Origin of the sequence: Longibacter sp. (assembly GCF_051155795.1) — a bacterium.
Taxonomy (GTDB): Bacteria; Bacteroidota; Rhodothermia; order Rhodothermales; family Salinibacteraceae; genus Longibacter.
The window spans coordinates 1-16,114 of sequence record NZ_DAXETW010000027.1 but is presented as its reverse complement, the minus strand read 5'-3'; the positions used below and the strand labels follow the sequence as shown (position 1 = coordinate 16,114).

At 61.9% G+C, this 16,114-nt stretch carries 11 protein-coding genes and 2 tRNA genes; 11 read left to right on the top strand and 2 right to left on the bottom strand.

Annotated elements, in window-relative coordinates; all coding sequences use genetic code 11:
- Positions 1-27: 27 nt before the first annotated feature.
- From asd to ACFCU0_RS03750, 11 genes are all read left to right on the top strand, one after another.
- Entirely contained in the window at positions 28-1,107 is a 1,080-nt protein-coding gene (asd, locus tag ACFCU0_RS03800; RefSeq protein WP_434972334.1) for an aspartate-semialdehyde dehydrogenase, read from the top strand.
- Positions 1,108-1,169: 62 nt separating this feature from the next.
- Positions 1,170-1,697, top strand: a complete 528-nt coding sequence (locus ACFCU0_RS03795; protein ID WP_434972333.1) for a GNAT family N-acetyltransferase — start codon at positions 1,170-1,172, stop codon at positions 1,695-1,697.
- A gap of 156 nt (positions 1,698-1,853) precedes the next feature.
- A tRNA-Gly gene (locus ACFCU0_RS03790) sits at positions 1,854-1,926 on the top strand.
- 97 nt (positions 1,927-2,023) lie between these two features.
- A tRNA-Gly gene (locus ACFCU0_RS03785) sits at positions 2,024-2,099 on the top strand.
- Between the two features lie 507 nt (positions 2,100-2,606).
- Positions 2,607-5,006, top strand: coding sequence for an ATP-binding protein (locus ACFCU0_RS03780; protein WP_434972332.1), 2,400 nt, complete (start codon positions 2,607-2,609; stop codon positions 5,004-5,006).
- Between the two features lie 474 nt (positions 5,007-5,480).
- Positions 5,481-6,209 carry a response regulator transcription factor gene (locus ACFCU0_RS03775; protein WP_434972331.1) on the top strand — a complete coding sequence of 243 codons (729 nt, stop codon included), beginning with the start codon at positions 5,481-5,483 and terminating at the stop codon, positions 6,207-6,209.
- 496 nt (positions 6,210-6,705) lie between these two features.
- Complete coding sequence (locus tag ACFCU0_RS03770; RefSeq protein ID WP_434972330.1) at positions 6,706-7,482, top strand: response regulator transcription factor; 777 nt, start codon at positions 6,706-6,708, stop codon at positions 7,480-7,482.
- Positions 7,483-7,829: 347 nt separating this feature from the next.
- The gene (locus tag ACFCU0_RS03765) at positions 7,830-9,095 is read left to right on the top strand and encodes a glycosyltransferase family 4 protein (RefSeq protein WP_434972329.1); all 1,266 of its coding nucleotides are present in this window, start codon (positions 7,830-7,832) and stop codon (positions 9,093-9,095) included.
- 202 nt (positions 9,096-9,297) lie between these two features.
- Positions 9,298-10,659 (top strand): undecaprenyl-phosphate galactose phosphotransferase WbaP, encoded by a 1,362-nt coding sequence (gene wbaP, locus ACFCU0_RS03760; RefSeq protein ID WP_434972328.1) that lies wholly within the window; start codon positions 9,298-9,300, stop codon positions 10,657-10,659.
- Positions 10,660-10,757: 98 nt separating this feature from the next.
- Positions 10,758-13,172, top strand: a complete 2,415-nt coding sequence (locus ACFCU0_RS03755) for a GumC family protein (RefSeq protein WP_434972327.1) — start codon at positions 10,758-10,760, stop codon at positions 13,170-13,172.
- Complete coding sequence (locus ACFCU0_RS03750) at positions 13,099-14,046, top strand: 4'-phosphopantetheinyl transferase family protein (RefSeq protein ID WP_434972326.1); 948 nt, start codon at positions 13,099-13,101, stop codon at positions 14,044-14,046. Before ACFCU0_RS03755 ends, ACFCU0_RS03750 begins: the two co-directional genes overlap by 74 nt.
- Here ACFCU0_RS03750 and ACFCU0_RS03745 read toward each other — a convergent pair whose 3' ends face one another.
- The gene (locus tag ACFCU0_RS03745) at positions 14,047-15,075 is read right to left on the bottom strand and encodes a T9SS type A sorting domain-containing protein (RefSeq protein ID WP_434972325.1); all 1,029 of its coding nucleotides are present in this window, start codon (positions 15,073-15,075) and stop codon (positions 14,047-14,049) included.
- A gap of 148 nt (positions 15,076-15,223) precedes the next feature.
- A partial coding sequence (locus ACFCU0_RS03740; protein WP_434972324.1) for a T9SS type A sorting domain-containing protein occupies positions 15,224-16,114 on the bottom strand: 891 nt, incomplete at its 5' end.

Genomic DNA, 16,114 nt, shown 5'->3' with positions numbered 1-16,114 from the left:
TTCCCACACGTTCGACCTTCTCCGCATATGTCCATCCCCTCCTTTAACGTCGGCATTCTCGGTGCAACGGGTGCCGTCGGTCAGACCTTCATTCGGCTTCTGGACGATCATCCCTGGTTTACCGTCACGGCACTGGCTGCCTCCGAACGGTCGGCGGGCAAGGCCTATCGCGACGCCGCCAACTGGCTGAGCGGAAAACCGATGCCGGAGTCGGTGGCCGATATTGAGGTGGTGCCGACCGAGCCGTCCGAGATGGACTGCGACTTTGTGTTTTCCGGCTTGAGTTCGTCGGTGGCCGGGGAGATCGAGAAGGCGTTCGCGGAGGCGGGCTTTCCCGTCATTTCGAATGCCAAAAACTACCGCATGCAGGAGGATGTGCCCCTCCTGATTCCCGAAGTCAACGCGGATCACGCCGGTCTCGTCGAGACGCAGGACTGGGGCTCAGACGGCTTTATTGTCACCAACCCGAACTGCTCGACGGTCGGTCTCGTGTGCGCCCTTCGTCCGCTGGTCGACGGCTTCGGCGTGGATCGGGTACAGGTCACGATGCTTCAAGCGCTGTCCGGGGCGGGATACCCCGGTGTGGCGTCCCTCGATGCACTCGGCAACGTGATCCCATATATCGGAGGGGAGGAGGAGAAACTGGCGACCGAGCCGCGCAAAATTCTGGGAACGCTGGACGACGGCGCCATTCGACCCGCGGATATGGTTGTTAGCGCTCAGTGCAACCGCGTCCCGGTACGCGAAGGGCACATGGCGTGCATCTCGGTGGCGTGTCAGGAGCCGGTGAGCGTGGCTGATGTCGTCGACGCGCTGGAGTCCTATCGGTCGCCGCTCACGTCGGAGACCCTGCCGAGCGTTCCCGACGCGTTCCTCCGCGTCATGTCGGAGGTGGACGCTCCTCAGCCGCTCCGTCACGTCAAGAACGGCAACGGGATGACGGTGTCGATCGGTCGCATTCAGGCGTGCCCCGTGAACCATGTCAAGTTCGTGGCGCTATCACACAACACGATTCGAGGAGCAGCCGGGGGAGCCATCCTGAACGCCGAACTGCTGGCCCGAGACGGATACCTCGCGCGGTCTTCGGCCGAATCTGCGGCGGCGTAGACGCATCACGGTAGCCGGATGAGCCGACAGCGTTATTTTTCTGAATGACCCCATACGTACTCATGGCGCATCCCGATGTACGCAAGGCCCTGAAACGAGATCAGGACACCGTAACGGGTCTATGGATGGATTTCCTGAAGGAGCAGTCGGAAAATGACAACCGACTTCGTGTATCTGACGACGCCCGCGAGCGCTGGGAGAATGACTTCGGCGCGTGGCTGGAGGATGAAACGCGACGGATCTACGTTGCCGAACGGGGGGGCGAAGTCGTCGGGTTTGCGACCGCGCATCGAACGGCGCCACCGCCGATTTACGAAACCAACGGGGAGGTCTACCTCGACGAGATCTACGTCGCCCCGGACCACCGGCGCGATGGATACGGTGCACAACTCGTGGAGGCCGTCGTTGCCTGGAGCGACCGGGTACGTGCCGAGCGGATCCGCTTGAGTGTGCTGGAGCAGAACGCCGCAGCCCAGGCCTTCTGGGCCTCGCAGGATGCGGTTTCGTTCTCAACGACATACACGATTGAGCGTCAACCCGTGGAGGAGGCTAGGGATGACGAAGGAACGAAAAAGATCGGCTTTCGCTAGGAACCGGTATGGAAAGAGGGCGTTTTGCCACATCCTGAAACCGGGAGGCGTACGTGAGTACGTCGGATGTGGATACCGGGTGTCATCCGTTCTCCATTCCCGCGACACAGGCTTGACATCGGATTGCGGATTTGGTAGCGTTCAGATCCGTCACCAGCGGGTGTAGCTCAGTGGCTAGAGCATCTGCTTGCCATGCAGAAGGTCGTGAGTTCGAATCTCATCACCCGCTCCGATCCTCCCCGGTGTCAGATGATGAGGACGGGTCTTTGACAATGTGGAACGGATCGTGCGGGACGGCGATTACGCCGGAGTCGCAGTACACCGATGCGGGTGTAGCTCAGTGGCTAGAGCATCTGCTTGCCATGCAGAAGGTCGTGAGTTCGAATCTCATCACCCGCTCCACGTCCCCGAGGCGGCGAAGGAAACTCTCCTTCGTCGCCTTTTTTGCGTTTCGGGCGCATCCTTCCGCATTCACGCGCATCCGCCGTTGACGATGGCCTCCTGCTGTCAATTCGGCGGAGACTGACGCCGCCCATCTGATTGAAGGAGACGTCATCCGTCGCACCTCAAGGTGGGCGCCATTCGTGCTGTTGAAACGACCGGCCATGCATCGTATGATTTAGGATGAGATTGTATGCGCCAATGGATGATGCGCTCTGCCACCACCGCCAGCAGTTTCTCCAACCCGTACCGCGTGTGGCGTACGACTTCCAATAGGGGTTGAAATACGTCCCAGCGTCGCACCGGTGGGTGAACGCGAGCAAAGGTCTCGGTTCGTCGGGTCCCCGTTCGTCGACATCATCGTATGTCGAAATTGCCTTCGCGTCCCCCGAGCAGTTGCGCCTACATCAATACGTGATCTTCATTTAGATGAGCAAGGATCGGCCTGCTGCACCTGTGTTGCCAACAATGGATGACACAGAAAACGGTGCATTATTGCGCGACATTATTCTCGCGACGGCGCGCCTGCTCCGCGGTGGCGATCTTGATGACTCAGTCCGTCGCGCTCTCGAAATCTTCGGTCAGGCCGTCGACGCGGAAGAGGCGGCGATCGTTGAATACGTTCCGTCGCGAGCGAGGGCAGCGGTAGCCACGGACGGGGCCGCCACGGACGGGGTGGTCGATCATTCCGACGACGCGGCCACGGACGAGGATGCAGAGATCCTGTTTGAATGGACGGGTGGAGCCGGGCCGGCACCGGACGGAGAGGCCACCCTGACGTTGCCGATTGTGATCGGCGACCGCATGTGGGGAGGTCTACGACTCCGCACGGCGCCCCCCCGAGCGGCGTGGATGCGTCGGCGAATCGGCATCCTGCAGCTGATGGCCCGCAATTTCGGTGAAGCGATCCGCCGGAGCCGTTCGCGTACAATGACCGACACGTCGCTTCCGGATGTTGTGTCACAGGTGGTTGAACATGCCGCCGGAGCCGGTCAATTGCAGGGTGGCGTGGCCGTGGTTGACCCGGAGGGCTGTGTGCTGTACCAGAACGACACCCTTGTCGACATCTGTGGCTGGACGCGCGTCGGGTTGAACCGGAACGGCGGACTCATTCCGCATGTCCGGCCTGTCGAGCGTCGTGGGACCGTCCGCAAGGCGCTGCACGACGGGTTGGACGAGAAGGTGGAGGTAACGGTCGGATCCGTGGATCCGGTGACCCTGCGTCTCCGGCTGACGCCAATCCGCGACGAAAACGATCAGCCGGTGTGCTCCGTCTGTTGGTTTCAGAGCACGACGGCCAACGTATCGACTCTCTCCAACGAACAGCAGACGCTCCGTCTTCGTCGCCGCGTTCGCGCTGAGCGAGCACTCGTGGAAGCCTCCCAGTTACTGGTTTCGTCCGATGCCTGCGACTTCGACGAGTTGCTGGACATTGTCGGGCAGGCCACCGGGGCGCGCTATGCCTATCTCGTCATTATCACGCCGGACGATGTCGTCGGCTTTCCGCAGGAAGGATCGCTTGCCGAGGTCACGCGCCAGCCCATCCATCTCGATACGTACCGTCAGCACGAGTGGTTTTCGTCCCCGGAGGTGGCAGAGGAGCGGGACATCGAAGACGACGGTGGGCCGACCTTTGCTGTTCCAATCCTGTCGGCAGACGATCAGCTTTTCGGCTACCTGGGGATCGAATATGAGATCGGGTCCGCTCCGTATCGAGATGAGGACGCTCGCGTCCTTTCTGTCCTGGGGGACATGCTCTGCACCTACCTCCGGCGCCAGTTGTCGGAAGAGGCGCTGCGCCGCAGTGAACAGCGGTACCGGTACTTCGTCGACACCATCGCGGAAGCCATCTGGCGCATCGATCTGAAGCGACCCATTCCGGGGGACGCGTCCGTGCAGACGCAGGTCGATCACGTTCTGGAGTACGGCGTTGTGAGCGAGGCAAACGCGGCACTCGCCCGGCTTTTCGGGGTGTCTGACGCCTCCGATTTGATCGGTATCCCGGTATCCCGTTTCATCGAGGGCCTGAATCGAGAGTTTCTTTTCGAGCTGGTCGAGGAGGGATTTGAGCTCCGGCAGCACGAGTATATCGTTTCGCTCGACGATCGACCGTCGCGCTATTTCGTGGTCAACACGGTCGGCGTCGACGACGGCAATGGGATTGAAGGCATCTGGGGAAGCGGTACGGAAGTAACCGACCGGGTGGTGCTTGAGCGTCGCATGGTGGAAGCGCTGGAACGTCAGCAGCAGCGGTTTGGCCACGACCTGCACGACCGCGTCAGCCAGCAACTGGCCGGCACGAGAATGCTCGCGCAGAACCTGGCGGCCCGGTATTTCGACGAGGACCCACAGGGGCAGCGAGAGGTCGGAAAGATCATCGATTACGTACAGGAGGCCGCGCAGCACGTGTCTGACCTGCAGCGCGGTGTGATGCCCGTGCAGGTCGACCGAGACGGACTCGCGCAGGCGCTTCGCGAACTGACGAGTCGCCTCGAGCGCTTCCCGGACGTGACATGCACGTACGTCCACGACGGCGAAACGGACGTGGACGATCATGAAGTCAAGTTACAGCTCTACCGTATCGCGCAGGAGGCGGCGCGCAACGCGCTGTCGCATGCCGATCCGTCCTCCCTACACGTCGAGTTGCGCGGGGACGATACGTCCATCGTGCTCCAGGTGGAGGACGACGGGCACGGGTTTGACCCCGGTGACATCCGGGACGAAAGCACCTCCACACTCGGATTACACAGTATGCGGTACCGGGCGCACACGGTGGGTGCGGATCTGGACATCGACTCGGCCGAAGGAGACGGCACCCGGATCCGCGTCACGCTCCCGCGCACGATTCTGGAGCGTCGTCGCGGGTGATGGTATCGCGGTTGCTCCGCTTTCGGCATTTCGTGGCGCCGGCGCACGTTCTCATGCGCGGACCCGGACCCGCGAATCCACCAGCACGAACGGGCGTGTGTACCCCTCAACTGGCGCAGGTTTCAAATGTCCTCGCTGCTCGGTATCTTCACAGGCGACGGTCGATCCGGATGAGGGTCATAGCTCCTTCGGCGCAGGATCATCGTTTTCGGATCAAGTTGCGCCATCTGTGATCCCGGCAGCCCGTCCTGCGTCATCCAAAAGATGAGTGTGGCGCATGGCGGATTCACGTTGTTGTAGACAGTTGACATCCGATCATCCAGATGTTGTCTCCTTTCGAGTGATTGCTTGTGCGCCTCGAAAGGACGTGTACTGTGGTGGGTCGGACACACGCGGGCGATGCCCGAGCCGGCAACGCGAGCGGCATCGTCCTGCACTCTTTCCCGAGACCGAAGCATAACGCACCGACCACTCATGGCCAACTCTACCAGCAAGCGCGCTAGCGACCACATTCGTGTCTTTATCGTCGATGATCACCCGGCAATCCGGGAGGCGGTTGCCGATACGATCGACGGCACCATGGATCTTGAGATCTGCGGTCAGGCCAGCTCGTCGGATGAAGCCTTTCGCATGATCGAAGACCTGGAGCCCGATGTCGCTATTGTCGATATTTCTTTAAATGATGCACACGGGTTGGATCTCGTGCAGAACGTCCGGGCGCAGTACCCGGACGTGAAGATGATCGTTTTCTCAATGTACGATGAGAATGTGTACGCCGAACGCGCCATCCGTGCCGGGGCGTCCGGGTACCTAATGAAGAGCGAACCGACAAAGAGCGTGATCGAGGCGATCCGTAGCGTTCATCGGGGCGAGGTATACCTCAGCCGGAAGATGGCCTCGCGCATCCTCAACAAAGTGGCGATGGGCCGTTCTTCCGAACCGAGTTTTGCGATCGATGAGCTCACGGACCGGGAGATGGCGGTCTTCCAGATGCTCGGCCAGGGCTACAGCGTGCAGGACATTCAGGATCGCCTTAGTCTGAGCCGGAAGACGATCGAGACGTATCGTCGCCGAGCGAAAGAAAAGCTCGGCTTCGACACGGTGTCCGAGTTGCTCCAGTACGCCGTTCAGTGGACGTACGGACAGGGCACCCACGGACGGGACGCCGACGTACCCACTCCGAAGCCGCCGGCATCGAACTGATCCATCGGCATCGTGCGAGCATCATCCCGCGATGCGCCACCCCCAGCGGTGCTCAAGCCACAGGCTCATCCTCATGCAAGGGTGAGCCTGTTGGGTTCGGGGCATCGCGGCCTCATGGGCGTGTCGCCCGCGCAGAGATCGTGATGCATGATCGAATGACACCAGTGCACGGTCCAGGCGTGCGTCTGTGGAGCGCCCAAGGTCCGTCTTCCGCCATAGGTACGGTTGACCGGGGATGCGCCCGATCTACACAGTGGGTTGGGTGAGAACTTATGCGGTGCGAAAACAGGGAAAAGATACATTTCTCGACGCCGAGACCGGGCACCGTTCGTGTGCACCCCTACCCCCCCCCTCTTTCTGCACGCTGAGCGCCTGCGTGTCGAGCCCCGGCTCTGCTCCCCTTCTGAGATGACGGGTAGAAACGACACGAACTCATTTCGCGGGTCGGCACCGGCTCACCGGATGTCGATCTGCACTCACAGGCGACGATAAACGAATGAATGAGACTTTCGAGGCGCAACCGACGCGGATTCGCCGCAGCCGATCCAATAGCGCATCCAGTGAACGCACGCGGGTCTTTGTGATCGACGATCACCCGGCGATTCGCGAAGCACTCGCGACGACGATCAACAGCAAGGTCGATATGCGCATGGTGGGAGAGAGCGGGTCGGCCAAGCAGGCGCTGCGCCAAATCGAGCGGAATGTGCCCGACGTCGTCATCGTCGATATTTCCCTGGACGACGCGCACGGTCTTGATCTCGTCGAAGAAATCCGCAACCGGTTCCCGTCCGTTCGAATCATCGTGTTCTCGATGTACGACGAGAGTGTATACGCCGAACGGGCGATTCGTGCGGGGGCGTCCGGCTACATCATGAAGAGCGAGCCGACGCAACACGTGGTCTCGGCGGTGCAGGCGGTGAGCGAGGGCGAGGTGTATTTGAGCCGACGGATGTCCTCTCGCATCCTGAGCAAAGTGATCCGCCAGCAGGATTACCAGCTGGGGTCGGCGACGGAGAAGCTCACCGACCGCGAGATGACGGTTTTTCAGAAGCTCGGTGAGGGTCACAGCGTCCGCGAGATTGCTGCCCAGCTCGATCTCAGCCGAAAAACCATTGAGACCTATCGGCGGCGTGCGAAGGAGAAGCTCGGCTTTGAGACCGTGGCAGAGCTGCTGCAGTATGCCGTGCAGTGGGCCTATGGCCGAGAAGAGGGGGGAAGTACGAAGGAGGGCAATTCAAATGGTCAGGATTCAGCCGGCCATTCCGCCGACTGATTTGCGGAGTGCACGGTTTAATAGACACGCGGGGCTCCGGTCGGGAGCCTCGTTTGATATGCCGAATGTTCTCCATCGGTCGAGGCGCGGTCGTGCCTGTCTCCCCGGTCGGCCGCAGAAACGTACGGTACCGATGTCCGCGTCGTGTTGGCGCTGGCGCACATTTCCAACCGTACGTCCCCCGACTTTTGGCGCAAACGGTTCTGGGAAAAGAGCTACCAGCGCGCGAAATCTCTGTGCCATAAGCCTGCTTTCCTTGCGCTACTACTGTACCGTGTGCGACGCTGGGACGCCGTAGTCTTACCCCACGCTGATCGTTCACGCATTTCCTATCACTCCGTCGATACATGCCGTCCATATCGTACGATATTTTAAGCCGTTCCGGTGAAGCGGGTGTCATGCAGGGCGATGGGGGACCCGAATCGTCCACCGCTCTGCGACCGGGTCGGGTCGGCCTCGTCCACGACTGGCTGCCGGTGTATGCCGGGGCCGAGCGTGTGCTCGAGCAGATGATCATGGCGTATCCGGCAGCCGATCTCTACAGCCTGATCGACTTTGTCCCGGAGGCACAGCGGGACTTTCTTCAGGGAAAACCGGTCGAGACCTCGTTCATTCAGCGGCTGCCGTTTTCGCAAACGAAGTACCGATACTATCTGCCGCTCGCGCCAATAGCGATCGAGCAGTTCGACCTGTCGGAGTACGACGTCGTGGTGTCGTCCAGTTACGCCGTGGCGAAGGGACTGCTGACCCGCGCCGATCAGCTACACGTCAGCTACGTGCACAGCCCCATGCGCTATGCCTGGGATCTTCACCACGACTACCTGCAGCAGAGCGGTCTGACCAGCGGCCCCCGAAGCATGCTGGCTCGGGCCGTCCTCCACTACATGCGCATCTACGACGCCATCGCAGCGGACCGCGTGGACGTGTTCATCGCCAACTCGCAGCACGTGGCACGGCGGATCTGGAAGACGTACCGGCGACGCGCGCAGGTGATTTATCCCCCCGTCGATGTCGATCGGTTCAAGCTGCAGACGGAGAAGGAAGACTTCTACCTGACGATGTCCCGGCTCGTACCCTACAAGCGCATCGACCTCATTGTGGAAGCGTTCACGGCGATGCCGGACAAAGAGCTGGTGGTTATCGGGGACGGACCGGAGATGCGGAAGATCGAAAAGCTCGCGGGGCCCAACGTGACGCTCCTCGGATATCAGCCGGACGAAGCTGTCGAATACTACATGCAGGCGGCACGAGCGTTCGTCTTTGCCGCGGAGGAGGACTTCGGGATCGTCCCGGTCGAGGCTCAGGCGTGTGGTACGCCCGTGATCGCCTACGGAAAAGGCGGAGCGCTGGAAACGATCATCCCCGGAAGTACGGGGGTGTTCTTCCAGGAGCAAGACGTGGCGCATCTGAAAAACGCAATCGACGACTTTGAGGCGGTCGAGGATCGACTCCACCCGGAGAAGATTCGCGAAAACGCTGAGCGATTCGCCCCGGAGGTGTTCCGGAGCACGTTCACGCGGGCCGTCAACCACGCCTACGCAGAGTTTATCGACGATCACTTCGTGTCGAACCAGCACGTGCTTCGCACCGCAACGCCTGAGGTCGTCGGCTAATCTGATACTGCGTCGTTACGCCCCGCCCCGCGCCTCTCTCTCTCTCCTGGTCTGCATCCAACCGAATCCCGTGGCCGCTACTCTCCAGCATGACTCGATGCTCAGGCACCCCTCGCAGGAATTGACGATGGTGTCCCGGTCAGACGTTGCAAGCGCCTCCGCGCGGTGCCTCGAGGCAGTTGACGCCCGACGCGCGCGGCTGATGACGTTGTTAGCCCTCGTGGCGACCGATCTCGTAGGGTTCACGTCCGTGCTTGGTCTTCTGGACTTGCTCGCGTATGCATTCGCACCCGCGTACGCCACATCCGTCTGGTCGGCTGGCTTGCTGATTCCGGTCATTCTCGCTGCGTTCGTCTTTCTCGGCCTGTACCAGCACACGCGGATGCACCCGGCCGATGAGATGCGTCTCGCCAGTCAGGTGACGCTGACCATTGGTGTGACCGCGGCGATGGCGGCATACATCGGAGACGGCGATCCCGCGGTGGCGACGACGATCGGTGCGGCGGGCCTTCTCGGCGCGATCGTGGTGCCGCTATGCCGGGGCTTCGTGCGCGTCGTCTGCGCCCGGGCCGACTGGTGGGGGCAGACGGTCGCCGTCATCGGCCAAACCGACCAGGCGCTTGCTGTGGTCGACACGCTCCGCCGCTGGCCGGAGATCGGCCTACGCCCGGTTGCGCTTTTGACAGACCGACCGGTCGACGTGCCGATCTGGAGCGGACCGAGTGGGATGGCGCTCCACGTAGCCGCCAACCACAATATTTCATGCGCCATCGTTGTCGAACCCGACCTGGACGCCGAGGCGCACGACCACCTCGTGGCTCGCTACAGCAAGTTTTTCGATAACGTCCTCGTCGTTCCCGACGTGAAGAAGGGGGCCGCCGCACTGTGGCGCACCGGACGGACGCATCAGGGGCTCGTCGGCTACGGCGTCAGCCACTACGAACTGCAGTTGGGGGCGCGATTCGCTAAGCGGGTCGGCGACGTGGTTGGTGCCTTGCTTCTGACGATCGCGACGCTACCGCTCCTGCTCACCATCGCCGCGCTGATCAAGCTGGACTCTCGCGGTCCGGTCTTTTTCAGTCAGAGCCGGATGGGGCGCCAGGGTCGCTGTTTCCCGGTTTTGAAGTTTCGGACGATGCATGTGAACGCGGATGCGCTGCTGGCCGATTTGCTCGAGCGCGATGAGGATCTCCGCCGGGAATACGAGCAGTACCACAAGCTCCGCGACGATCCGCGCGTCACGCGGATCGGGCGACTACTTCGGCGCTACAGCCTGGATGAGTTGCCCCAGTTGCTGAATGTGATCGCCGGACACATGAGCCTGGTTGGGCCCCGCGCGTACATGCCGCGCGAACTCCCCAAAATGAACAATCTCGCGAGCATCGTGCTGCAGACCCCACCCGGCATCACCGGGTTGTGGCAGGTCTCCGGGCGAAACGCGCTCAGCTTCGAGCGTCGGGTCGATCTCGACGTGCATTACTTCAAGAACTGGTCGCCGTGGCTGGATCTGTACCTCCTGATTCGCACCGTCCCCGTGGTTTTATCCGGGGAGGGAGCTTCATGACCGCTCCGGTCCTGTGGGCCGTCCTTCGCGGCGGACCCCGCACCGTTTGCGACGCACCGGTTTCCGGTGCGCCCCGTGTAGAGTAACCCCCCATTCCAATGAGTGAACGCAACGATTTACCCCGTCTCGTTTCCGGCGACGTCCGCAGTCCGGTTCGCCATCAGCCCCCGAATTCCGCAAAGGGTTCTGTCGATGGCCCACAAGCGTCAAAGGAGAAGGATGTCGCCGGGATCGATGTCGGCGAGATTCTGGATATCCTTCGTCGTGGCAAGTGGATTATCGCGGGAACGGCGCTTCTGATTACCGCTCTTGTGGGCGCCTACACGTACACATTGGATCCGATTTACGAGGCACGCAGCATTGTTCGCATCGACATGGGCACACAGTCGGTCGGGATGGCGGCGATCGGACAGGAACGCGATCTGGCGAGCGAGGTCGGCGTGCTCGAATATTCCGCCGAACTGTCGAACCGCGTCATCGACGAGCTGCGCAAGACGGAGGATGCTCTCGGCGAGAAAGGCAAGTTTCCCCTCCTGTACATGGAGGACGGTCGGCCACGCAAGACGCACGAGGTGATGGCATCCCTGGCAGGTGCTGTCTCGTTCCAGCCCATGCCGAGCCAGAGCATGATCCAGTTGACGATGGAAAGCAAGGTCCCGGAGGAGGCATCCACGGTTGCGAACATTTACATGAAGGAGTATGAAGCCTTCAGCCGCGAAAAGGCCCGTGCGAGCGTGGCTGCAGCGCGTGAGTTTCTGGAGGACCAGGCCGACAAGCGACGGGATGAAATACGACGGCTCGAGGCACAGTGGGAGGCGTTCGCGAAGAGCAACCAGGTGGTCACGCAGGGGATGGCCGGGGAGCGCCTCGTTGCCGAGTACACGGAGCTCTCGGCTCGTCGCGACGCGCTCGGATTCGAGCTGGAGCAGGAACGAGAGGCGCTCCGGCTCCTGCGCGACCAGCTGGCACAGTTCGAGCCCGGCCTGCGCGAAAGCGTTCAGCAAGAGCAGGCGGCAAGTGGATTGCGGAGCGAGATCCGGGTGCTGGAAGAGCGGATCGGTACCATGAAGGCCGAGGCAGCCCAGTACTACGTCGCCCATGACGGACTCGAAGGAGACCGGGATCGGATCAGCCGGGAATTTCCTGAGCTCGCCGAAATCCTGACGCGGATTGACGGGCTTGAGAAGCGAAAGAAAGACCTTACGAATCAGCTGGTGGCCGAAGCATCTCAGATGACCGGCCTGGCCGCACCAACGGAGGCTGGAGACGAGGACGGCGCTGTCGCCGGGGGAGGCGCTCTCGGGCGCATTGCGACGCTCCGCAGCCGGATCACCGAACAGGAAATCCAGATCGGGCAGCTAGAGGCGCAGATCAGCGGACTTGACAAAACGATTGAAAGCTACGAGCCGCGACTGAGCCGGATTCCGCAGCAAACGATCCAGCGCGAGGCACTGGACCGGAAGCTGACGCAGGCCGAGGCCTTCTATCAGTCGATCACGTCCGAGCTACAACGAACGATCATTGCGGAAGAGTCCGAGCTGGGGTACGTCGAAACTGTCCGACGGGCGTTCGTCCCGGCGTTTCCGGTCCGGCCGAACGTGCAGCAGAATCTCATCCTGGGCCTGTTCCTCGGTATCGGGATCGGTGTGGGACTGGCATTCCTCCGGGAAGCGTCTCAGGCACGGATTCAGCGGCCTGACGACCTCGTTCGACACGGGTACCACGTGATGGGCGTCGTTCCGGATATGGGGGACGAGATCGCCGAGGAGTTCCGTGGTCAGCTTACCGTCAATGTGGAAGGACACACGCTGTCCACGCGACTGTTGCCCCTGCTTAGTCCGTGGTCCTCGGTTACGGAAAACTATCGCCTGATCCGAACGAATCTGCAGTACGCGAACAACGGGGAGACCTACGGGAAGGCACCGAAGACGATCGTCGTGACGAGCCCGGAGCCGGGCGACGGGAAAACGACCACGGCCGTCAACCTTGCACTTACGTTTGTGCTCGGCGGAAAGCGCGTGCTTTTGATCGACGCCGACATGCGTCGTCCGAGCGCCTACAAGCTGCTGGGGATGGAACGTGGTCCCGGGCTTGCGGAAATGCTGCGAGGGGAGGAGCAAGGGCAGATCGTCCGACGGACCTATGTGGACGGGTTGTACTTTGTCCCCGCGGGAACGACAGACGACCCTCCGACTGAGGCCCTCGACTCCGAGCGGTTGGATAAGCTCCTTGAACTCGGAAGGAGTCGATGCGACGTCGTCATCATCGACACGCCGCCGGTCCTGGCTGCGAGCGATCCGCTTGTCCTCGCGCCACGTGCCGACGCTACCCTGGTTGTCACGTCAGCGGACCAGACGAACATGAACGCCCTCGATCTCACGCGAGACATGCTTGAGGGCGTCGGCGTGCCTGTCACCGGGGTCATTTTCAATCGCTTCAATGCTGCCAAAGCAAAGTCGTCTACCTACCGCTACGGATACTATGATTACCAGGAGTACCGAATGGTATCGTAGCGGGCATCTCCTGGCAACGGTTCGGCACCCACTTCCGGGGTGGTGGCTGACGGCCGGTTCGCCGGTACCGAGCCGACTCCGCGACTCGACACCGTGCGAACCCGCAGGAACCGAAGCATCGGCGCTCGTTCACGTCTGGGCCGTGCCTTGGATAGGGTGTCGAGGGCAACGGGCAGCGATGCGTCGGATGTTGTCGGATGCCGAGCGTGCACGGGCTGACAGATTCCGCCGAGACGCCGACCGTGCGCGGTATACCGTGGGCCGCAGTCTCCTGCGGATAGTGGCCGGTATGAAGATCGGCGCTTCGCCGCGGGACGTGCACCTGGAGTTGGCAGAGCGAGGCAAGCCGTTCGTCCCCGAAGCAGGAGCAGACTGGGGCATAAACATCTCCCACTCGGGAGGATGGGTGGTCTGTGCGGCCGGTCCGTGTGAAGCGATCGGTGTGGACGTGGAGGCGATGACGCCCGTCGATGTGCACGCCCTCGCGTCCGCTGCCTTCTCCCGATGGGAGCGTGCGGTTCTGGCACAAGCTCGCGTCGAGGAGCAGCACAAGATGTTCTTCACGATCTGGTCGATGAAGGAGGCCGTGATCAAAGCCGACGGAGCAGGCGTTGCATTCGGCCTCGATCGATTCGATGTCGAGTTCCGCCCGGGGTACCGAGCGGCCGTTCGTCGGGTGGAGGGAGACAACGCTTCTCGCTGGCACATCGACACGTGCATGCTCGACCCGTCCCACGCAGCCGCTGTGGCCTGGCGACACGCGCGGAGCTTCGATGTCCGCTGGCACCGGTTCCTTCCGGTGGGACTCAGAGATGCAGCGGGCGCGCGGATTGTTGAAGAAGCCCTACCGGTGAGGGCCGCAACAGCGCCTTGATCATCGCGCGACCGTCACGCGTTGCGTCTTGCGGAACGAGGTGCCGGTAGCGACGACGATGTACGTACCCGGGCTGAGGTCACGGCCCTGAATCGTGATCTTGGCCGGCTGCCCGGGTGTTGCCGTACCGCGATAGAGCTGTGCCACATGCCGACCGAGGATGTCGTAGAGCCGGACATTCACGTTTTGCGGGTCCGGAACGGTCAGCTCAAGGATCGATGTACCGGTGACGGGGTGCGGCCGTGCCGATTGGAGCGCGGCCCTACCGGTGTTAATCCGCGCGGTAATCGGCGGGGAGAGGGTCGACGCGCCATCGACGTCCACCTGGCGGAGTCGGAACGAGTAGTCGCCCGGGGACAGGTCGGATGTGGTAAAGCTGTACGATTGCGGGGTCTGCGTCGTGCCGTTTCCTTCGACGAATCCCAACTCTCTCCACGTTTCGGCTTCCGGCCCGCGTTGAAAGACGTAGAACCCTGCGTTATCGGTTTCGCTGGCGGTTTCCCATTCAAGAACAACCCTGCGTGCATCGACCCTCGCACGCCAGCCCACGAGTTCGACCGGCAGGACGGTGACGGAGATGTCTTCGATTGTGTAGACGCCGTTTCGCTGATAGACCGGCTCGTCCACACAGAGTGGGTCGTTGTTGGAGCAGGATGCGAAGGTCGGCGTGAGAACGTAGATATCTCCGCTGGCTGCCTGGCCCCAGAAAACGAGCGCGTCTCCTTCTTCGTAGCCCGGAGCGCCGGACTGAGGGTCGGCTTCGGCCAGGGGAAAAGACTCGTTGGACTGCGGGTTCAGCGTCGTCTGGCCTGTACACGTCTCCTCGTCTGGCGTGAGCGCCACGACGGGATCCCCGGCCTGAAAGGCGCTCGCGTTGATCGCCGAGCTGGACGCGGCGGCCTGCAGCACGACCGTCGCGTTATTGATGCTGGTCTGGCAGGGGCCGGGGAGGTTCGTCTGCGCCCAGGTCGGACTGATGGTGAAAAGAAGCAGGGTCGCAGCTACAATCGCGCTGGGGGAAGAAGTCATGGTGCGTCGGGGGGGAACGGGTCGTGCAGGAGATCGCGAGTCCTCGCACAGGATGCGCGAAGGGGGGAGACGCAAACGGACACCGCCGCTACAACCGAGCGACGATGTCCGAATGAGCCTCTCGAAATAAATCGCGGATGAGGGGTTGTTACCGGACCACGACCATCTTCTTATTGATGGTCTTCCCACCGGCGTGCATCCGGTAGAAGTACGGCCCACTGCTGAGGCGAGACGCATCGAACGAGACCTTATGCGATCCGGCCGGCATCGTCTGGTCCACCAGCGTCGAAACGCGGCGACCGAGCAGGTCATAGACCTCGATCTGTACGCGCTGCTGCTCGGGTAGCACGTACTCGATCGTCGTAGCCGAGCGAACCGGATTCGGGTAGTTATCCCGCAGCGTTAGCGTCAGTTCGCCGACATCTGCGCGGGTTGTGAGGAAGGCATCCGGCGTGTACGCAAGGTCGGTGGTTGTCCCGCCCTTGAGTGCATTCCGGGTGTTCGATACCGAGATGGAGGACTGATCCGCTCGAGATGGGATGCGGAGGGACAGTTGCTGTCCCTGTGTAGCGCCATCGACCGTTGTGGTCTGGGGGTCATCGCCCCAGACGCGGACCAGTGCCTTCTCGTTGCGCACGGTGCCCGTGCCGACCCGCACGCCGCCGGACGTTTCAGCGATCATCGTTGTGCCGTCGTCGAGCCCGGGGGTTTCGACGACAATGGAGGCCGAGGTGGCCACACCTCGCGTGTTCTCAGACGTTTGGGCTCCGCCTGACGTGGTTTGCAGGGCCGTCTGGGCCGACGTCGGGTAGACCAGTTCAGCATCGGAAGACACGTACACCTGATAGCCCTGTCCGGGGTGCACCTGTCCGGATCCGTTGTCGAGGGTATTGATCGACTCGTCCGGGATGTAGGCATTCCCTGCCGCGTCCTTCACGATCATAAGATCGTTTCCGAGGGAGGCGAAGGCCTCTTCCGCGGACATGGACGAGGACGGCCAGAAGGCGACGAGATTCCATCCCTGTTCGACGGGGATGGG